This is a genomic window from Cupriavidus sp. MEYA8 (genome assembly GCF_059278825.1).
Genome location: NZ_CM181221.1, coordinates 763,280 through 781,775 on the forward strand (window position 1 = coordinate 763,280; position 18,496 = coordinate 781,775).

Sequence of the window (18,496 nt, forward strand, 5' to 3'; positions counted from 1 at the left end):
CGCCGCCACTGGCCACGCAGCGCCGGATTTCCTGCCTAGACTGCGCGCCGTTTGCATTCGAAGCAGAGGAAATCAGATGAAGCCAACTTTGACGAAGCGGGCCAGGGTTCCCGCCCTGCTGCTGTTGTGCTGCGTGGGTCTCGCGGCCTGCATCCAGGCGCCGATCCGGCGCCACGAAGGCGAGCCGCTGCTGCGGCACCGCCAGGGCGGCGCACGGGAACACGTCGGCGGCGTCGACATCTGGATGCGGGGCGAGCCGCCGCGACCATACGAGGTGCTGGCCTACACCACCGTGGAAACCGCGGAGGGGTGGATCGGCGAGCGCTTCCTGCTGAAGCGGGTTGCCTCCCGGGTGCGCGAAGCCGGCGGCGACGCTGCGCTGATAGGTGACCAGCGCAGCCGGCTGGTGGCGTTGCAGCGCGCGGGCAGGCATACCGAGCTGGCGGATTTGCACGCCAGGCCGGGCAACCGGATGCGTACCAGTTCGAGATCATCGCGCCGGCGCCTGGGATGCTCACTGCCTCCAGCGGCATGCGCATCGAACCGGACGCGACGCTGGAGACCGCCAGTGACGACATCGACACGCTGCTGGTGGCGGGCGGCCCCACGCTATGGAAGCAGGCGCCGGATGAAGGTTCGCGCCATCCCCTCAAGCGCGTGGCTGCCCTGGCCGGCTTGGCGATCCCAACAACCTGCGGCGCGCCTTTTTGCGTCGTGTCGGAGTGGCGCCTTCGGACTATCGGCGCCGCTTCCTCAGCACGGCGTGACCGGGTGATTTGCACAGGGTTTGCACAGGCTCTGCACAGGATTTCCCGGGGGCTGTCCACAGGGTTGTCCACAGGCACAAGCGGCATCGCGCGGCCCTGCGATGCGCGCTGTCGAACGTTCCGGCCGCGCCCGGCGCGGGATTGCGGGGAATGCATGGCGCCAATGGCTGTTAAAATGCCAGCCGGAGAGCGCCGCGTCCGCGGTGGTGCGCCGCCAGGCGCGTGAACAAACATAACCAGGGGCCAGTCATGAAGCAGATTACCGCCATCATCAAACCGTTCAAGCTCGACGAGGTGCGTGAGGCACTGGCTGACGTCGGCGTGACCGGGCTGACGGTGACCGAGGTGAAGGGATTTGGCCGCCAGAAAGGGCATACCGAGCTCTACCGAGGCGCCGAATACGTCGTCGACTTCCTCCCCAAGATCAAGATCGAGGTGGTGGTGGCCGAGAACCAGCTGGACACCGTACTTGACGCCATCGTCAAGGCCGCGCATACCGGCAAGATCGGCGACGGCAAGATCTTCGTGACCGAGATCGAACGCGTGATCCGCATTCGTACCGGCGAGCAGGACGAAGCCGCGGTCTGATAGCGCCGGCTGCAAATGCGAGAAAGCCGCCCAACCGGGCTAATGCCGTTCAGTTAAGGTCCTTTCTGAGGAACCGGACGGTGTAGCGCTTAGGCAGGGCTTTGACTTCACGGGGGCACTTACGCCCCCGTCGCTTTTGGACGATCGCCAACTGAAGTTTGGCGCGCATGCGCTGCAGGTGGGCCGGCAGCTTGCCTGGGGCCATGCCGGCTGCCCAGATCAACTCGCCCTGTATCAGGCGCAAGGCCAGCACAAAGCTCAAGTCGGTGGGCTCGGCGCGGGCCTCGAGCGCAGCCTTGGCCATCTCCAGACGCACCAGGTTGTACGCAATCAGTGCCCCCCAGATTTCCTGATGCACGCCCTCAGGCTGGCGGCTGCGCAAGGTCAGTTCGGCCCCGAGCATCGTCTGCTTCAGTTCTCGATAGCTGGTTTCGATTTCCCAACGGCGCTTGTAGCACCCAATGATGTCGGCTGCCTTGAAGCGCCGACGGTCTGTCAACGAGGTCAACAGGACGCGGTCTGAGTCCTCGTCCCGGATCGCGCGAGCTGTCCAAGTCTCTGGCAAGGCAGGATTCTTGCGGCGAGCCTGAGGCGAGACCTTCATCTGGACGATGCCATCGCCCTCGTTGCCTGAGAGCAACTCCCACTGCAGATTCTTTTTAGCGGGGATCAGGAAGTGGCGCTCGCTGCCGCCCATGCGCAAGCCCCACAGGATCTCTGCGGCCAGAAAGCCCTTGTCAAAGATCGTTAACGAATGATCCGGGATCCGCTCAATGAGCTCCTTGGCATAGAGCATCTCGTTGCGCCCATAGCAGCCAAAGGCGATATCGGCAACAAGATGGGTGGGAACAGCCGTGAGCGAGACCCCGCGGACTTGTGGATAGCTGGCGACCTTGCCGCTGGCGTAGCTCTGCGCGCCAAAGTGGAGGCGATTCTCAGGGCTATCGGCAGTGCGGAAGGTGGTCCCATCCATGGCGTAAAGCGCCAAGCCCTTCCATTTGTAGTGCGCAGCATCCTGAGCCACCCACGCCCGTGCGGTCTGCTCGAACAGCCACAACAGAGGCTTGTCTCCAAGCCGCTCGCGGGCTTGGGCGATCCCGCTCTTGCTGACACAGGCGTTGGCATCGTTGGGCAGTGCCAGGTCCAGCGTCTCCAGCACATCGGGAATCGATTGGTGCCGATAGAGCGCCAGCGCGATGACCAGCCAGACCACCTGCTCTGCTGGCAGTCGGCGCCGGCGAACGGACGCTGTCCCCGAGGCTGCCAGCGCTTGCTCAATCCAAGCCATCGGCAGGTGCTCGCTGAGCCGGGCAAAACTGGCCGGCTCACTAAGCTCAAGGGTGGCGTGGACTTGTTCCGATAGCATCGGAACGGCAAGTTAACAGCTCGACACCTTGTTTACAACCCCTGCAAAGAAAAATGCCGTTCAGACTTAACTGAACGGCATTAGCCCAACCGGGCGGCTTTCTTTCTTTTGGGGCTTGTTCAGCTCGGCAGCTTCCAGCCGTAGCGCACCGACACCAGCCGCATCGCGATGATCGCCAGCGCGCCGGTCATCAGCGCCGCCTCCTGCTGCACTTCCATCCAGGTCAGGCCGATGTAGATCCAGCAGCCGACGAAGGAGCAGGTCGCATAGGGCGAGCGGTCGCGCAGGATCATCGGCACTTCATTGCACAGCACGTCGCGCACCACGCCGCCGAACACCGACGAGATGATGCCCATCATTACCGCCACGGTCGGCGTCATCTGCCCCACCAGCGCCAGCGAGGTGCCGGTGACCGAGAACAGCCCCAGCCCGATCGCGTCGGCGACGATCAAGGCCCGGTCCGACGCCACGCGGCTGACCACGCGCAGCACGAATGACGCGCCAAACGACATCGCGAAGATCAGCAGCACATAGCCTTCATGCTCGACCCAGTAGAACGGGCGCCGGTCCAGCAGCACGTCGCGCAGCGTGCCGCCGCCAAAGGCCGTGGCGAACGCCACCACGAAGGTGCCGACCACGTCGAGCCGCTGCTTGCGCGCGTCGACCACGCCCGATACCGCGAAGGCGAGTACGCCGATGACCTCCATGATATGGAGGATCAGGGGCAGCCGCCCCATCAGCAATTCGAGCGGGAGATGCATCCGTGGCGCTGGTCAGGCCCGGCGCATCAGGGCTTCGGCTGGCGCAGCAGCACCATCAGCGCGCCGGCGCCACCTTCGGCCTCGCGCGCCTGCACGAAGGCGAGCACTTCCTCCTTCTGCACCAGCCAGCTGCGCACCTTGCCCTTGAGCACCGGCAGCTTGTCGGGCGAGCCCAGGCCCTTGCCGTGGATCACGCGCACGCAGCGCACGCCGTTGCGCACCGAGCGGCGCAGGAATTCGGCCAGCGCTTCGCGCGCCTCGTCGCTGCGCAGGCCGTGCAGGTCGACCTTGTCCTGCGGCACCCATTCGCCGCGGCGCAGCTTGCGAATCACGTCCATGCCGATGCCAGGCCGGCGGAACGACAGCGTCTCGTCGGTCTCCAGCAGGCTTTCGACATCGAACTCGTCGGACAGCGAGGCCTGCAGCACCGCCTGGTCGTTGCGCTGCGATTGCACCGGTACCGGCGCGGGTTTGCTGACGGGGTGGTGGGCGCGGTTGCGGTCGCGCAATTGGCTGACCTGGCCCACGCTGGCGCGAAACACGTCGGCTTCCTCGCGGGCGCGCTGCGCCGCCTGCTCGGCGGCCAGGCGCTCGGCTTCGCGCCGCTCGGCATCGGCCTTGAGGTTGTCGCGCAGGCTGGACAGGTCGTTCAGGCCGAAGCGCTGGGTCGGTCGGTCGGGTTTGCGGGCGCCTTGCGTCATGAAAAATCTCCGGGTACTCGCCGGGATTATATCGACTGGGGCAGGGCAGCCACGGAGGCTGCGGGGAAGGGGTGAACCGGCCGCGGTGGCCGGTTCGGAGAGGCGGGATTACTTCAGGGCTTCGACAAAACGCTGCGCATCCAGCGCGGCCATGCAGCCGGTGCCGGCGCTGGTGATTGCCTGGCGGTAGACGTGGTCCTGCACGTCGCCGGCGGCGAACACGCCCGGCACGCTGGTGGCGGTGGCGTCGCCCTGCAGTCCCGACTTGGTCACCAGGTAGCCGTTCTTCATTTCCAGCTGGCCGGCGAACAGGTCGGTATTGGGCTTGTGGCCAATGGCGATGAACACGCCCGCCAGCTTCAGGTCTTCGGTCTGGCCGGTCTTGGCGTTGCGGATGCGGATGCCGGTCACGCCCGAATCGTCGCCCAGCACTTCGTCCAGCACGTTGTCGTAGCGGATCTCGATGCGGCCTTCCTTTTCGCGCTGGAGCAGGCGGTCGACCAGGATCGGCTCGGCGCGGAAGCTGTCGCGGCGGTGGATCACGGTGACCTTGCTGGCGATGTGCGACAGGTACAGCGCTTCTTCCACGGCGGTGTTGCCGCCGCCGACCACGGCGACTTCCTGGTTCTTGTAGAAGAAGCCGTCGCAGGTGGCGCAGGCCGACACGCCGCGGCCCATGAAGGACTCTTCCGACGGCAGGCCCAGGTATTGGGCCGAGGCGCCGGTGGCGATGACGAGGGCGTCGCAGGTGTATTCGCCGGCGTCGCCGATCAGCGTGAAGGGGCGGGCCGGCTTGCCGTTTTCATCCACCAGCTTCGCGGTGTGGATGTGATCGAAGATGATTTCGGTCTTGAACTCTTCGGCATGCGCCAGCAGGCGCTGCATCAGCTCGGGACCCTGGACGCCCTTGGCATCGCCCGGCCAGTTCTCGACGTCCGTGGTGGTCATCAGCTGTCCGCCCTGGGCCAGTCCGGTGATCAGCACCGGCTGGAGGTTGGCGCGGGCCGCGTAGACCGCGGCGGTATAGCCGGCGGGACCAGAACCGAGAATCAGCACTTTTGCGTGTTTTGCCATGATGCGTTCCTGTGGCCGGTGCGGCATGATGCCCACCGGCATTGCTCGAAACCGACATTATAAGAGGAGCCGCATTTGCCCACTGTTGCAAATTCCAATGGGTGCGATAGCCGCCGCCCACGTTAAAATGGCCGCCACGATGCCCGTCAGTCACCTCGTCAGTTACCTCGTCAGTCCGCTGACTCAGGCCGACGGCGGCGCCAAACGCATCCGGAATCACCCTAAAAGAGTCCTATCCAGGCATGGCCCGAGCTACCACGACCACCCGCACCGATCCATCGGCCTTGCCATCCCGCATCGGCAAACTGCTGGGCGAGGTACGCTGGTTCCTGCTGCTGGCCGTCACGCTGGGTTTCCTGTGCGTGCTGGCCAGCTACAGCAAGACCGACCCCGGCTGGTCGCATGCGAACCAGGTCGCCGATATCCATAACCTGGGCGGCCGTGTCGGGGCCTGGGTGGCCGACGTGCTGTTCTTTATCTTCGGCTTCTCGGCTTACTGGTGGGCGGTGCTGCTGGTGCGGCGCTGCTGGCGCGGCTGGCGCACGCTGACGGCCGAGCTGCCCGAGCGCGCGGACGACCGCCAGCATCGCCAGGGCGTGACGGTGAGCTGGGTCGGCTTCGTGCTGACGCTGCTGTCCAGCATGGGGCTGGAGGCGATCCGCATGTACCCGCTGCGCGCCGCGCTGCCGCGCGCGCCGGGCGGGGTGCTGGGCGACACGCTGGGCGGCTGGATGCAGGTGGCGCTGGGCTTCACCGGGGCGACGCTGCTGCTGCTGCTGCTGTTCGCGATCGGGCTGTCGCTGTTCTTCCACTTCTCGTGGCTGTCGGTGGCCGAGCATATCGGCGGTTTCGTCGAGACCATGTTCCTGGGCTTCAAGGCACGCCGCGAGAGCAAGCAGGACCGCATCATCGGCGAGGCCGCCAAGGTCGAGCGCAAGGAAACCGTCGAGGTGCAGCGCGTGCGCATCGAAGAGGCACCGCCGGTGCAGATCGTGCGTCCGCAGGCCGTGCCCAAGCATGAGCGCGTGGAACGCGAGAAGCAGCAGCCGCTGTTTGCCGATATCCAGGACTCGGACCTGCCGCCGCTGTCGCTGCTCGACCCGATCCCGCCGCACCAGGAAACGGTCAGCGCCGAGACGCTGGAATTCACCTCGCGCCTGATCGAGAAGAAGCTCAAGGACTTTGGCGTGGAGGTCAAGGTGGTGGCGGCCTACCCGGGGCCAGTCATCACGCGCTACGAGATCGAGCCGGCCACCGGCGTCAAGGGCAGCCAGGTGGTCAACCTGGCGCGCGACCTGGCGCGTTCGCTGTCGCTGGTGTCGATCCGCGTGGTCGAGACCATCCCCGGCAAGAACTACATGGGCCTGGAGCTGCCGAATCCGAAGCGCCAGACCGTGCGCCTGTCGGAGATCCTGGGCTCGCAGGTCTACAACGAGAGCGCTTCCAGCCTGACCATGGCGCTGGGCAAGGACATCGCCGGCAAGCCGATGGTGGCCGACCTGGCCAAGATGCCGCACTGCATGGTCGCGGGCACCACGGGCTCGGGCAAGTCGGTGGGCATCAACGCGATGATCCTGTCGCTGCTGTACAAGGCCAAGCCTGAGAGCGTGAGGCTGATCCTGATCGACCCCAAGATGCTCGAAATGAGCGTCTACGAAGGCATTCCGCACCTGCTGTGCCCGGTGGTGACGGATATGCGCCAGGCCGGCAACGCGCTGAACTGGGCCGTCGGCGAGATGGAGCGGCGCTACAAGCTGATGAGCAAGCTGGGCGTGCGCAACCTGGCGGGCTACAACAAGAAGATCGACGAGGCCGCGGCCAGGGAAGAGAAGATCCCGAATCCATTCAGCCTGACCCCGGACGCGCCGGAGCCGCTGGACAAGCTGCCCACCATCGTCATCGTCATCGACGAGCTGGCCGACCTGATGATGGTGGTCGGCAAGAAGGTGGAAGAGCTGATCGCCCGCATCGCGCAGAAGGCGCGCGCCGCCGGCCTGCACCTGGTGCTGGCCACGCAGCGCCCGTCGGTGGATGTGATCACCGGCCTGATCAAGGCCAACGTGCCGACCCGCATTGCTTTCCAGGTCAGCAGCAAGATCGATTCGCGCACCATCCTCGACCAGCAGGGCGCCGAGACGCTGCTGGGCATGGGCGACATGCTGTACCTGGCGCCGGGCACCGGCTTGCCGGTGCGCGTGCATGGCGCTTTTGTCTCGGACGATGAAGTCCACCGCGTGGTGGAGAAGCTGAAGGAAGGCGGGGAAGCCAACTACATCGAGGGCATCCTCGAAGGCGGCCTGACGGACGATGGTGGCGGCGATGGCTTTGGCGGCGGCGCTGGTATCGGCGGTGGCGGCGGCGAGGCCGATCCGCTGTATGACCAGGCAGTGGAAGTGGTGCTGAAGAATCGCCGCGCGTCGATCTCGCTGGTGCAGCGCCACCTGCGCATCGGCTACAACCGCGCCGCGCGGCTGCTGGAGGATATGGAGAAGGCGGGGCTGGTTTCGGCCATGTCGGGCAATGGCAATCGCGACATCCTGGCGCAGGGCGGTGGCGCGGCTGCGCGGGATGATGAGTGACTAGCGGAGGCGGGCATTCAGGCTGGCCGTGGATTGCGCAGCCTGAGTGTGCTAGCGGCGCTTAAGCAGTAGGTCGAGCTTCGCGTTGACGTTGTCGACCTTGGCGTTGACGTTGTCGACCTTGGCGTTGACGTTGTCGACTTTCGCGTTGACGTTGTCGACCTTCGCGTTGACGTTGTCGACCTTCGCGTTGACGTTGTCGACCTTCGCGTTGACGTTCCCTAGCTTGGCGTTGACGTTCTCTAACTTCTCGTTGAATTCTTCAAAGCCCTTTTCGACCCGCACCTCCAGGCGCTCGATGCGCGAATCAACTGCGTCCAGGCGACCCGTGAGGCGGCGGTCCATTTCGGTGATCCGAGAGGCGAGCGGACCGGTGGCCTTTTCGATCTTGTCCTGGGTGCTCTCATTCAGCCACGACATCACGGAAAAGACGAACGCTACACCGGCCAGAATGCCCGTGACTACCATGGCGGGATTAAAGGGCTTGGCAGCGGTCTTTTCCTGCCAGGCGTCGAGTTCAATCCTGACCTGGCGTGTCGCGATCCTCTTCATCTCGTCGCGGTCGAGACGCCTGGCGTCGTGCCGGAATGGCTGACGCCCGGCAGCAGGTTTGGCGTTGGTCATATTGCTGGCCCAGTGGATTTGGCCGCCTCCCGGCGAAGCAGCGAGCAAGAGGCGGCGTGGCGAGTGCTCTACGTACATGCACTGCATTGTCTTCCACGCCAAGTAAAGAAGCGTTTCGTCCTGATACGAGATTCGCTTTACGGGGTCCTTTACCGCAAATTGAGAGTTTTCGTGCCTGAGCCGGCGCAGTTCGCGCACCATCTGCCGTAATATCCGGTTACCCGCGAAGCAGGGGCGGCGCGGAATCCTGCACCAGCAGCTGGCTCTAACAAGACACGTTGACCGTGCAGTGGACTGCCTGTCAGACGCCGCACAGGGTCAACGCATTCGATAACAACCAGGATCCAAATCATGCGCAACCGCATCCTCGTGTCGGCCTGCGCCGCGCTGGCGATGTTTGCCATCCAGGCGCCGGCCCATGCCGCAGCTACCGACCAGCTGCAGAGCTTCGTCACCGGTGTGAAGAGCGCGCGCGGCGAGTTCACGCAGCGCCAGGTCAAGGGGCAGGGCGCCAACGTCAAGGTGACCGGCAACTCCAGCGGCACCTTCGTGTTTGCGCGCCCGGGCAAGTTCACCTGGCGCTATACCAAGCCCTACGAGCAACTGCTGCAGGCCGATGGCCAGACCCTGTACATCTACGACAAGGACCTGAACCAGGTCACCGAGCGCAAGCTTGATGCCGCGCTGGGTTCCAGTCCGGCCGCGATCCTGTTCGGCAGCAACGACCTGGAAAAGAACTTCGCCATCAAGAACGGCCCGACCCGGGATGGCGTGGAATGGCTGGAACTGACGCCCAAGGCCAAGGACACGCAGTTTGAGCGTATCGGCATTGGCTTCAAGGGCGGCAACCTCGAAGCGATGGAACTGCGCGACGCCTTCGGCAACACCACCTTGCTGACCTTCACGAACATGCAGAAGAACCCGCCGCTGGCGGCCGATGCATTCCGGTTCACGGTGCCCAAGGGCGCCGACGTGATGAAGCAATGAGGCCCGCCATGATCGCCAACTCAGCCATGGCCGTTCGCATCGTCGCTGCCCGCGGACGTTACGGCGCAGTGATCCTGGCGGGTGCCGGCGCGCTGGCGCTGGCGGCTTGCGCCAGCGTCGGCGGCGGCGCCAGCAAGTTCGATGTCGATTCCTTCCTGCGCGCGCCGGACACGGCGTTGCCCGAAGTGCTCGGCAACGCGGAGTTCCTGAAGTCCACGCGCGTGCCCGCATCGGAATGCGCGGCCATGCTGCAGTCCGCCAGCACCGGCGTGCTGGAAGACCTGCCGCCCAGCAGCAACGCGCGCGGCCCCGCCTGGCTGCTGCATCCCAAGGGCAAGCCCGAACAGGTCTGGTTAGTCGTCAGCGAGTCAGGCGGCGAACGGACGTGCCACGGTCCGTTGCCGGCCGACGCGATGAAGAGGCTGGCCAACCGCGCCAAAGGCTGATTGCGCCGGCTTCAGCGCTGATGCGTTGCGATTGGAACGCCGCCAGCGGACATGTGTCGAACCGTCCACATCCAAGCGGAAACAAAAAAGGAAGCGACATGCCTGCAATCCGAACCACAGTACATGCCCGTCGACTGCTCTGGCTGGCCGCGGGCGCGGCCTTGCTGGCCGGTTGCGCGACGCAGCCCAACGAGCCGGCACCAATGCCCGGCCCGCAAGGTGCGCGGGGCACCCCGGCCGGCTGTGCCGCCGACAAGGTTGCCGACGACACGCTGGTGGGCAAGAGCGAGACCGAGGCCGTCGGCCTGCTGCAAGGCTGTGCATGGCGGCTGGGCGAACGCGACGGGCAGCAGTTTCCCGGCACGATGGACTACAACCCCCAGCGCCGCACCCTCGGCATCAAGGCTGGCAAGGTTGCGTGGGTGCGGCGCGGCTGAAGCGATGTGCAAGCGCGTCCACATGGTGCGTCGGGCGCGCAATTATTGATTGCTCAACATGCGCCAACATGACAAAAATGTAATTTGACCGGCTGAACAAGAATCAATATTGTTTCTGGCTGTCCGGAATCCAATAACCGGGCAGTCCCGGGTGTCCCGGATGCTGGCGACTGCCCAACCATGCTGGGGAGCCATCCGCGTGAAGACCACTATCCGAACCTTGCTGCCGCGTGTCGCGGCGCTGGCCCTGCTGACGCTGCCGCTGGCGGCCGCCGCGCAGGAAAAGGTGCTGAACCTCTATACCGCACGGCACTACCAGACCGACGAGGCGCTGTACGCCAACTTCACCAAGCAGACCGGCATCAAGATCAACCGCATCGAAGGCCAGGAAGATCCGCTGCTTGAGCGCATCCGCAATGAGGGCGCCAACAGCCCGGCGGACGTCTTCATCACCGTCGATATCGGCCGCCTGTGGCGGGCCCAGCAGGCCGGCGTGTTTGCGCCGGTCAAGTCCAAGGTGCTGGAATCGCGCATTCCCGCCAACTACCGCGATCCGAACGGCGAGTGGTTCGGCTTCTCGGCGCGCGGCCGCGTGATCGCGTACAACAAGACCGCGGTCAAGGCCGGCGACATCGCCACCTACGAGGACCTGGCCGATCCCAAGTGGAAGGGCAAGGTGTGCACGCGTTCCAGCGGGCACGTCTACAACCTGTCGCTGGTGTCCAGCCTGATCGCGCACGACGGCGAGGCGCGCACCGAGCAATGGGCACGCGGCGTGGCAGCCAACCTGGCGCGCGCGCCCAAGGGCGGCGATACCGACCAGCTCAAGGCCGTGGCCGCGGGCGAGTGCGACGTGGCGATCTCCAACACCTACTACATCGCACGCCTGCTGAAGTCGACCAAGCCGGAAGACAAGGCCGTGGCCGACAAGCTGGGGGTGGTGTGGCCCAACCAGAAAAGCCAGGGCGTGCATATGAACATCTCCGGCGGCGGCATGCTGAAGCACGCGCCGAACAAGGAGGCCGCGGTCAAGTTCCTGGAATACCTGGCCAGCGACGATGCGCAGCGCTACTTTGCCGACGGCAACAATGAATGGCCGGTGGTGCAGGGCGTGAAGGTCAGCAATCCGGCGCTCGATTCGCTCGGCGAGTTCAAGGCCGACAGCATCAACGTGGCCGAGCTGGGCAAGTACCAGCCGCAGGCGCAGAAGCTGCTGGACCGCGCGGGCTTCAAGTAAGCCGCAGGTCAGGCCGGCCGTCCCTGCACGAGGGCGGCCGGCCGGTTCCGAGTTACAGCAGGAACCGCTTGTTGCCCTTCACCCCGGCCGGCTCGACCTTGCGGAACGTCAGCTTGACGCTGCTGTCGAGCCGCCGCCCGGCCTGGCGCCGGATCAGCGCGCGGTGCAGCAGGCCCTTGTGGCCGACCGTGCCTTCCGCATAGGGCTGGTTCCCGACCGTTCCCAGCGCCATTGCGGCCAGCGCCTGGTTGCGCTCCGCCGCACTCTTTTCCAGCAGATTGTCCAGCGCCATGCGGGCGCGCACCTGCGCGGCGAGCGCCGTGTCGCCGGGATTGGCGCGGGCACGCTCGGCGTCCCATGGCAACCGCACCTTGCCCGCCAGCCGGCGCAGCGCCGCGCGCAGTTCGGCGCCGTCCATGCGCGATTCCTGCACGATCCACACCGCATCATGGCGCACTGCCGCTTCGGCATCCGCCATGCGGCGTACCAGCGCGGGCTGCAGGCTGGGCGAGGTGAACTGGCGCCCGCGGCGGATGGCGTTGAGCGCGATACGGCGCACCTGCGGGTTGGCGTGGTCGGCAAGGTCGTCGATGATGCGCGCCGCGGTATCGGCGGATCCGATCATCTCGGCCAGTTGGCCGGCCAGCGAGATTTCTTCCACGCCGCTCAGCGTGTTGCGGCTGGCCAGCCGGTTCAGCTTGAACAACAGGATGTGGTATCGCAGCATACGCCCCCGTCAGGCATTCCGGCGGCAGGCGCGAAAGGATCCGGCGTGCCGCTGTTCTTGTCCCCGGGCGAGCGCCGGGCCATGAAAGGCTATCGGCGCGGCACGGCGGGACTTTAGCGGGCTACTGAGCGAGTGGGCTAGTGGGGCGGCTCAGCGCTGCGCCTCGCGCCGGATCGTGCGCGACAGCACGATCACCGGCAGCAGGCCGACGGCGACGATCACCAGCGACGCGGTCGCGGCTTCGGTCAGGCGTTCGTCGGCAGCGAGGTTGTACGCCTGCACGGCCAGCGTATCGAAGTTGAACGGCCGCATCACGAAGGTAGCCGGCAGCTCCTTCATCACATCGACAAAGACGATCAGCGCCGCCGTCAGCAGGCTGCCGCGCAGCATCGGGAAATGCACGCGCCGCAGCGTGGCGCCGGGGCCGTGGCCGAGGCTGCGCGCGGCGGCGTCCATGCTGGGCGTGATCTTGCCCAGGCCCGCATTGACCGTCTGCAGCGCTACGCCCAGGAAACGCACCAGCAGCGCATACACCAGCGCCGCGATGCCGCCGGTCAGCAGCAAACCGACCGACAGCCCGAACTGCTGCTGCAGCCATGCCGACAAGGCATTGTCGAAGCGCGCCACCGGCACCAGCACACCCACGGCGATGACCGACCCGGGCAGCGCATAGCCCATGCCGCAAAGCCGCGTCAGCCCGCGCATCAGCCACCCGCGCCGGCCGTTCGCGGCGCGTCCGGCGTAGCCGATCGCCAGCGCCACCAGCACGGCCGCCAGCGCCGTCGCGCTGGCCAGCAGGAAGCTGTTGCGCACCAGCCCGACAAAGCGCGGACCGAAATGGGCGTCGCCGTCGGTAAAGGCCATGCGGCACAGCATCAGCGCCGGCACCAGGAAGCCCAGCAGCACCGGCACGGCGCAGGCCGCCAGCGCGAGCCAGCCGCGCGTGCCGCCGAGCTTCCATGCCGCGGCGCGGCGCTGGTTGCCGTAGACCTGCGCCCGACCGCGGCTGGCGCGCTCCATCAGCAGGATCGCGGCGACGAACAGCAGCATGCATGCCGACAGCTGTGCCGCCGCATTCTTGTCGCCGAGCGAAAACCATGCACGGTAGATGCCGGTGGAAAACGTGGGGATGGCAAAGTACGCCACGGTGCCGAAGTCGGCCAGCGTTTCCATCATCGCCAGCGCGGTGCCGGCGACGATGCCGGGCCGGGCCAGCGGCAGCACCACGCGCCAGAGCCGGCTCCAGGTGCCGTGGCCGAGCAAGCGCGCGGCTTCGATCGTGTTCTGGGTCTGCTGCAGGAAGGCGGCGCGCGCCGTCAGGTAGACGTAGGGATACAGCACCAGCGAAAACAGCGCGATGGCGCCGCCCAGCGAGCGGATGTCCGGGAACCAGTAGTCGCGCGCCTTCCAGCCGGTCAGTTCGCGCAGCCAGCCTTGCACCGGCCCGGCGAACTGCAGCGCATCGGTGTAGGCGTAGGCGATCACATAGGCCGGCATCGCCATCGGCAGTACCAGCGCCCATTCCATCACGGCATGGCCTGGGAAGCGGTAGGTCGAGACCAGCCATGCGGTGGTCACGCCAAGCAGCAGCACGCCCGCGGCCACGCCCAGCAGCAGCCAGATGGTGTTGATCACATACTCTGCCAGCACCGTGTCGATCAGGTGGCGCCAGGTCTCGCCGGCGGGCAGCAGCACGGCCGAGGCGACCACCAGCACGGGCACGGCGATCAGCAGCGCCATCGCGAGCGTGGCCAGGGTCAGGGGGTGGAAGCGGCGGCGGCTGGGTAGGAGCATGCGGTGGATTCGATGGGAGCGCGCCCGGACAATGTGGCGCCGGCGCGGCAGCGGGCTGCCCCATTTTAGCAATGCCGGGCACTAGAGGGCCCGCGGCGCGACGCCACGTCCCTATAATGCGCACATGCGAACCGATTCCTATTCCCGATTACCCGAAGCCCAGGCACGCACGCGGCCGATGGCTCGCAGCGGCACCCACGAGGCTGCCGCCAGCGCCGCCGTCATCGAGGTCGACCGTATCCGGCATGCGTTCGGCCGGCAAGCGGTGGTCAAGGGCCTGTCGTTTGCGCTGGCGCGCGGCAACATCGCCTGCCTGCTGGGCCCCAGCGGCTGCGGCAAGACCACCGTGCTGCGCGCCATCGCCGGCTTCGAGCCGTTGCAGGACGGCCGCATTGTGCTGGACGGGAGGACCGTGTCGTCGTCGGACGCGCTGGTGCCGCCGGAGCAGCGCCGCATCGGCATGGTGTTCCAGGACTACGCGCTGTTCCCGCACCTGGACGTGGCCGCCAACGTCGGTTTCGGTCTGACCCGCGCCGGCCGTGCAGAGCGTGCGGAGCGGGTGGAAGAGGTGCTGCAGCTGGTCGGGCTTGCCGGCTCGGGCCGCAAGTATCCGCACGAGCTCTCGGGCGGCCAGCAGCAGCGGGTGGCGCTGGCGCGCGCACTGGCGCCGCGGCCCGAACTGCTGCTGCTCGACGAGCCGTTCTCCAACCTCGATGTCGATCTGCGCGAGCGCCTGAGCCTGGAAGTGCGCGCGATCCTGAAGGCACAAGGCACCACCGCCATCCTGGTTACGCATGACCAGTACGAGGCCTTTGCCATGGCCGACGAGATCGGCGTGATGCATGACGGCGTGATCGAGCAGTGGGGCAGTGCGCACGAGTTGTACCACCGCCCGGCGTCGCGCTTCGTCGCCGGCTTTATCGGGCAGGGGGTGCTGATGCCGGGGCACCTGCGCGGCGATGGGCGGATCGAAGTGGAGCTGGGCATGCTGCACCCGGCGGTGCCCCTGCAGCTGCCCGCGGATGCCCCGGTCGACGTGCTGGTACGTCCTGACGACATCGTCCACGACGACGCCAGCCCGATGCAGGCGGAGGTGATGCACAAGGCCTTCCGGGGCGCCGAGATCCTGTACACGCTGCGGCTGGCCAGCGGCGGCCGGGTGCTGGCGCTGGTGCCCTCGCACCACAACCACGCGGTGGGCGAGCGCATCGGCATCCGCGCGGAGATCGAGGACGTGGTCGCCTTTGCCGCCTAGCCCGGCACGCTGGCCCGGCACTAGGCGCGGCACCAGGCGCGGCACCAGGCGCGGCACCAAGCGCGGCGCGCCGATGGTCTACACTGTGGCGTTCTGCAATCGCAAGGTTTGATGACGTGGCGGACTCGCTGTTCTCCGATACCCCTGACCGTTCCCGGCAACCGCTGGCCGAGCGCCTGCGCCCACGCACCATCGACGAGGTGATCGGGCAGCAGCACCTGCTGGGCCCGGGCAAGCCGCTGCGCGTGGCGTTCGAGTCGGGCGAGCCGCATTCGATGATCCTGTGGGGCCCGCCCGGCGTGGGCAAGACCACGCTGGCGCGGCTGATGGCCGATGCCTTCGACGCCGAGTTCATCGCGCTGTCGGCGGTGCTGTCGGGCGTCAAGGACATCCGCGAGGCGGTGGAGCGCGCCGAACAGTTCCGCGCGCACGGGCGGCGCACGCTGGTGTTCGTCGACGAGGTGCACCGCTTCAACAAGAGCCAGCAGGATGCCTTCCTGCCGCACGTCGAGAGCGGGCTGTTCACCTTCATCGGCGCGACCACCGAGAATCCATCCTTCGAGGTCAACGGCGCCTTGCTGTCGCGCGCGGCGGTCTACGTGCTCAAGAGCCTGGACGATGCCGAGCTGACGCAGCTGGCCCTGCGCGCCAGCGAAGAGCTCGGCGGCATCGCGTGGCAGGACGAGGCGCTGCAGCTGATCGTGGCCTCGGCCGATGGCGACGGGCGCAAGCTGCTGAACAACATAGAGATCGTGGCGCGTGCCGCACGCACCGCCGGGGCCGCGCAGATCGATACCGCGCTGCTGGGCAGCGCGCTGTCGGAAAACCTGCGCCGCTTCGACAAGGGCGGCGATGCCTTCTACGACCAGATCAGCGCGCTGCACAAGTCGGTGCGCGGCTCGGACCCCGACGCCGCCCTGTACTGGTTCTGCCGCATGATCGACGGCGGCGCCGATCCGCGCTACCTGGCGCGGCGCATCGTGCGCATGGCGTGGGAAGACATCGGGCTGGCCGATCCCCGCGCCGCGCGCATCACGCTGGACGCGGCCGAGACCTATGAGCGGCTGGGCTCGCCTGAGGGTGAACTCGCATTGGGCCAGGCGCTGATCTACCTGGCCATCGCGCCCAAGTCCAATGCCGGCTACAACGCGTACAACGCGGCACGCGCCTTCGTCGGCAAGGACAAGTCGCGAGCGGTGCCGGTGCACCTGCGCAATGCGCCGACAAGGCTGATGAAGGAGCTTGGCTACGGCCATGCCTACCGCTACGCGCACGACGAGCCCGAAGGCTACGCCGCCGGCGAGCACTATTTTCCGGACGACCTGAAGGCGCAGGGCTGGTACCAGCCGGTGCCGCGCGGGCTGGAAGGCAAGATCGCCGAGAAGCTGCGCCACCTGCGCGAGCTGGACGACGCCTGGCATCGCGAGCAGCGCGCGGTCAAAGCGCGGGAGAAAGCTGGCAAGGACGGTGACAAGGGCGGCGGCAAGGACCAGTAGCTTCCGCAGGCCAGCGGCGTCTTCCGCCGCCAGTTCGCTCGTCCCGGCCCATGCGGGTGCAGTAAAATGGCGGGTCCGCCGGCATGTCGCTGGCCCTGCACTTCACCTCAAGCAACATGCTCGACATCCAGCTGTTCCGCAAAGACATCGACGCCGTGGCGCAACGCCTTGCCACGCGCGGCTTCCAACTCGACGTGGCGGCGTTCCAGGCACTCGAGGCCGAACGCAAGCAACTGCAGACGCAGACCGAGGAACTGCAGGCGCGCCGCAACAGCCTGTCCAAGCAGATCGGCATGCTCAAGGGCAAGGGCGAGGACGCCTCGGCCGTGATGGCCGAAGTCGGTGGCATCGGCGACACACTCAAGGCCTCGGCCGCGCGGCTCGACGAGATCCAGGCGCATCTGGCGGAGCTGATGTTGTCGATCCCCAACCTGCCGCACGAAAGCGTGCCGGTGGGCAATGACGAGACCCAGAACGTCGAAGTGCGCCGCGTGGGCGAGCCGCGCCAGTTCGACTTTGCCGTGCGCGACCACGTCGACGTGGGCGAAAAGCTGGGCCTGGATTTCGATACCGCGGTCAAGGTGACCGGCTCGCGCTTCTCGATGCTGCGCGGCGGCGTGGCGCGCATGAACCGCGCGCTGGTGCAGCTGATGCTCGACACCCATACGCAGGAACACGGCTATACCGAAATGTACGTGCCGTATATCGTCAACGCCGCGTCGATGCGCGGCACCGGCCAGTTGCCCAAGTTCGAGGAAGACCTGTTCAAGGTGCCGCGCAAGGTCGGCAGCGAGGAAGGCGAGCGCATCGAAAACTTCTACCTGATCCCGACCGCCGAGGTGCCGCTGACCAATATCGTGCGCGACGCCATCGTCGCCGGCGAGAAGCTGCCGCTGCGCTTCGTCGCGCATACGCCGTGCTTCCGCTCGGAAGCAGGTTCGTACGGCAAGGACACGCGCGGCATGATCCGCCAGCACCAGTTCGACAAGGTCGAGATGGTGCAGATCGTTCCGGCCGCGCAATCGTTCGACGCGCTGGAAGAACTGACCGGCCACGCCGAGGCGATCCTGAAGAAGCTGGAACTGCCGTTCCGCACCATCGTGCTGTGCACGGGGGACATGGGCTTCGGCAGCACCAAGACCTATGACCTCGAAGTGTGGATCCCCGCGCAGAATACCTACCGCGAGATCAGCTCGTGCTCGAACATGGGCGACTTCCAGGCGCGCCGCATGCAGGCACGCATGCGCGCGGGGCAGGGCAAGCCGGAGCTGGTGCACACGCTGAACGGCTCGGGCCTGGCCGTGGGCCGCACGCTGGTGGCCATCCTCGAGAACTACCAGAACGCCGACGGCTCGGTCACGGTGCCGGCCGCGCTGCAGCCTTACATGGGCGGCGTCACTCGCCTGGAACCGGAGCTGTAAAAAATCTGTTTCCGGCCTCTTGCGCTGGCTGGTGCGGTGTGGCTATAATCTCGGTTTCGCCACACGGCAAAGCAGTTACCGGAGAGGTGGCAGAGTGGTCGAATGTACCTGACTCGAAATCAGGCGTACCGGCGACGGTACCGTGGGTTCGAATCCCACCCTCTCCGCCATGACAAAAAGCTGTCGGTCTCGACCGCCGGCAGGCAACAACAGTGTAGTAAAACTCGGACCGATGC

17 protein-coding genes and 1 tRNA gene are annotated in these 18,496 nt (G+C 66.5%); 11 read left to right on the forward strand and 7 right to left on the reverse strand.

Annotation, left to right across the window (positions count from 1 at the left end; translation table 11 throughout):
* Positions 1-76: 76 nt before the first annotated feature.
* Positions 77-775, forward strand: coding sequence for a hypothetical protein (locus AC5WJ1_RS03525; protein ID WP_195431648.1), 699 nt, complete (start codon positions 77-79; stop codon positions 773-775).
* A gap of 241 nt (positions 776-1,016) precedes the next feature.
* Positions 1,017-1,355: a P-II family nitrogen regulator gene (glnK, locus tag AC5WJ1_RS03530; protein ID WP_006162803.1), complete on the forward strand. Its 339-nt coding sequence runs from the start codon at positions 1,017-1,019 to the stop codon at positions 1,353-1,355.
* A gap of 49 nt (positions 1,356-1,404) precedes the next feature.
* Here the strand turns inward: glnK and AC5WJ1_RS03535 are convergent, their stop codons facing one another.
* The 4 genes from AC5WJ1_RS03535 to trxB all read right to left on the reverse strand — a co-directional run bounded on the left by AC5WJ1_RS03535 (position 1,405) and on the right by trxB (position 5,257).
* Positions 1,405-2,721, reverse strand: a complete 1,317-nt coding sequence (locus tag AC5WJ1_RS03535) for an IS4 family transposase (protein ID WP_135704128.1) — start codon at positions 2,719-2,721, stop codon at positions 1,405-1,407.
* Between the two features lie 119 nt (positions 2,722-2,840).
* Positions 2,841-3,482 carry a trimeric intracellular cation channel family protein gene (locus AC5WJ1_RS03540; RefSeq protein ID WP_133093977.1) on the reverse strand — a complete coding sequence of 214 codons (642 nt, stop codon included), beginning with the start codon at positions 3,480-3,482 and terminating at the stop codon, positions 2,841-2,843.
* Positions 3,483-3,508: 26 nt separating this feature from the next.
* Positions 3,509-4,183 carry a Smr/MutS family protein gene (locus AC5WJ1_RS03545; RefSeq protein WP_133093978.1) on the reverse strand — a complete coding sequence of 225 codons (675 nt, stop codon included), beginning with the start codon at positions 4,181-4,183 and terminating at the stop codon, positions 3,509-3,511.
* Positions 4,184-4,291: 108 nt separating this feature from the next.
* Positions 4,292-5,257, reverse strand: a complete 966-nt coding sequence (gene trxB / locus AC5WJ1_RS03550) for a thioredoxin-disulfide reductase (protein WP_133093979.1) — start codon at positions 5,255-5,257, stop codon at positions 4,292-4,294.
* Between the two features lie 242 nt (positions 5,258-5,499).
* Here trxB and AC5WJ1_RS03555 point away from each other — a divergent pair, with 242 nt between their 5' ends.
* Positions 5,500-7,836 carry a DNA translocase FtsK gene (locus AC5WJ1_RS03555; protein ID WP_195428314.1) on the forward strand — a complete coding sequence of 779 codons (2,337 nt, stop codon included), beginning with the start codon at positions 5,500-5,502 and terminating at the stop codon, positions 7,834-7,836.
* 51 nt (positions 7,837-7,887) lie between these two features.
* Here the strand turns inward: AC5WJ1_RS03555 and AC5WJ1_RS03560 are convergent, their stop codons facing one another.
* Positions 7,888-8,661 (reverse strand): hypothetical protein, encoded by a 774-nt coding sequence (locus tag AC5WJ1_RS03560; RefSeq protein ID WP_494476374.1) that lies wholly within the window; start codon positions 8,659-8,661, stop codon positions 7,888-7,890.
* A gap of 150 nt (positions 8,662-8,811) precedes the next feature.
* Between AC5WJ1_RS03560 and lolA the strand changes: the two genes are divergently transcribed.
* The 4 genes from lolA to AC5WJ1_RS03580 all read left to right on the forward strand — a co-directional run bounded on the left by lolA (position 8,812) and on the right by AC5WJ1_RS03580 (position 11,567).
* Positions 8,812-9,447, forward strand: coding sequence for an outer membrane lipoprotein chaperone LolA (lolA, locus tag AC5WJ1_RS03565; protein WP_135704747.1), 636 nt, complete (start codon positions 8,812-8,814; stop codon positions 9,445-9,447).
* A gap of 8 nt (positions 9,448-9,455) precedes the next feature.
* On the forward strand, positions 9,456-9,893 hold the full coding sequence (locus AC5WJ1_RS03570) for a hypothetical protein (protein WP_243736828.1): 438 nt from the start codon (positions 9,456-9,458) through the stop codon (positions 9,891-9,893).
* A gap of 98 nt (positions 9,894-9,991) precedes the next feature.
* The gene (locus tag AC5WJ1_RS03575) at positions 9,992-10,330 is read left to right on the forward strand and encodes a hypothetical protein (RefSeq protein WP_195428303.1); all 339 of its coding nucleotides are present in this window, start codon (positions 9,992-9,994) and stop codon (positions 10,328-10,330) included.
* 199 nt (positions 10,331-10,529) lie between these two features.
* Positions 10,530-11,567 carry a Fe(3+) ABC transporter substrate-binding protein gene (locus tag AC5WJ1_RS03580; RefSeq protein WP_133093984.1) on the forward strand — a complete coding sequence of 346 codons (1,038 nt, stop codon included), beginning with the start codon at positions 10,530-10,532 and terminating at the stop codon, positions 11,565-11,567.
* Between the two features lie 52 nt (positions 11,568-11,619).
* Here AC5WJ1_RS03580 and AC5WJ1_RS03585 read toward each other — a convergent pair whose 3' ends face one another.
* On the reverse strand, positions 11,620-12,294 hold the full coding sequence (locus tag AC5WJ1_RS03585) for a HEAT repeat domain-containing protein (protein ID WP_195428299.1): 675 nt from the start codon (positions 12,292-12,294) through the stop codon (positions 11,620-11,622).
* Positions 12,295-12,444: 150 nt separating this feature from the next.
* Positions 12,445-14,088, reverse strand: coding sequence for an ABC transporter permease (locus AC5WJ1_RS03590; protein WP_195428297.1), 1,644 nt, complete (start codon positions 14,086-14,088; stop codon positions 12,445-12,447).
* A gap of 124 nt (positions 14,089-14,212) precedes the next feature.
* On the opposite strand from AC5WJ1_RS03590, the gene AC5WJ1_RS03595 reads away from it, so the two are divergent.
* From AC5WJ1_RS03595 to AC5WJ1_RS03610, 4 genes are all read left to right on the forward strand, one after another.
* The gene (locus tag AC5WJ1_RS03595; RefSeq protein WP_195428295.1) at positions 14,213-15,343 is read left to right on the forward strand and encodes an ABC transporter ATP-binding protein; all 1,131 of its coding nucleotides are present in this window, start codon (positions 14,213-14,215) and stop codon (positions 15,341-15,343) included.
* Positions 15,344-15,459: 116 nt separating this feature from the next.
* Complete coding sequence (locus AC5WJ1_RS03600; RefSeq protein WP_133093988.1) at positions 15,460-16,839, forward strand: replication-associated recombination protein A; 1,380 nt, start codon at positions 15,460-15,462, stop codon at positions 16,837-16,839.
* 116 nt (positions 16,840-16,955) lie between these two features.
* Positions 16,956-18,260, forward strand: a complete 1,305-nt coding sequence (serS, locus tag AC5WJ1_RS03605; protein WP_195428363.1) for a serine--tRNA ligase — start codon at positions 16,956-16,958, stop codon at positions 18,258-18,260.
* Positions 18,261-18,340: 80 nt separating this feature from the next.
* A tRNA-Ser gene (locus AC5WJ1_RS03610) sits at positions 18,341-18,430 on the forward strand.
* Positions 18,431-18,496: the final 66 nt, after the last annotated feature.

Bases quoted from the DNA above. Each gene is read 5' to 3' on its own strand.
- AC5WJ1_RS03540 (WP_133093977.1), bottom strand. From the start codon at position 3,482: ATGCATCTCCCGCTCGAATTGCTGATGGGGCGGCTGCCCCTGATCCTC.
- AC5WJ1_RS03590 (WP_195428297.1), bottom strand. From the start codon at position 14,088: ATGCTCCTACCCAGCCGCCGCCGCTTCCACCCCCTGACCCTGGCCACG.
- AC5WJ1_RS03545 (WP_133093978.1), bottom strand. From the start codon at position 4,183: ATGACGCAAGGCGCCCGCAAACCCGACCGACCGACCCAGCGCTTCGGC.
- serS (WP_195428363.1), top strand. From the start codon at position 16,956: ATGCTCGACATCCAGCTGTTCCGCAAAGACATCGACGCCGTGGCGCAA.
- trxB (WP_133093979.1), bottom strand. From the start codon at position 5,257: ATGGCAAAACACGCAAAAGTGCTGATTCTCGGTTCTGGTCCCGCCGGC.
- AC5WJ1_RS03555 (WP_195428314.1), top strand. From the start codon at position 5,500: ATGGCCCGAGCTACCACGACCACCCGCACCGATCCATCGGCCTTGCCA.
- AC5WJ1_RS03525 (WP_195431648.1), top strand. From the start codon at position 77: ATGAAGCCAACTTTGACGAAGCGGGCCAGGGTTCCCGCCCTGCTGCTG.
- glnK (WP_006162803.1), top strand. From the start codon at position 1,017: ATGAAGCAGATTACCGCCATCATCAAACCGTTCAAGCTCGACGAGGTG.
- AC5WJ1_RS03585 (WP_195428299.1), bottom strand. From the start codon at position 12,294: ATGCTGCGATACCACATCCTGTTGTTCAAGCTGAACCGGCTGGCCAGC.
- AC5WJ1_RS03535 (WP_135704128.1), bottom strand. From the start codon at position 2,721: ATGCTATCGGAACAAGTCCACGCCACCCTTGAGCTTAGTGAGCCGGCC.
- AC5WJ1_RS03570 (WP_243736828.1), top strand. From the start codon at position 9,456: ATGATCGCCAACTCAGCCATGGCCGTTCGCATCGTCGCTGCCCGCGGA.
- lolA (WP_135704747.1), top strand. From the start codon at position 8,812: ATGCGCAACCGCATCCTCGTGTCGGCCTGCGCCGCGCTGGCGATGTTT.
- AC5WJ1_RS03560 (WP_494476374.1), bottom strand. From the start codon at position 8,661: ATGGTGCGCGAACTGCGCCGGCTCAGGCACGAAAACTCTCAATTTGCG.
- AC5WJ1_RS03575 (WP_195428303.1), top strand. From the start codon at position 9,992: ATGCCTGCAATCCGAACCACAGTACATGCCCGTCGACTGCTCTGGCTG.
- AC5WJ1_RS03595 (WP_195428295.1), top strand. From the start codon at position 14,213: ATGCGAACCGATTCCTATTCCCGATTACCCGAAGCCCAGGCACGCACG.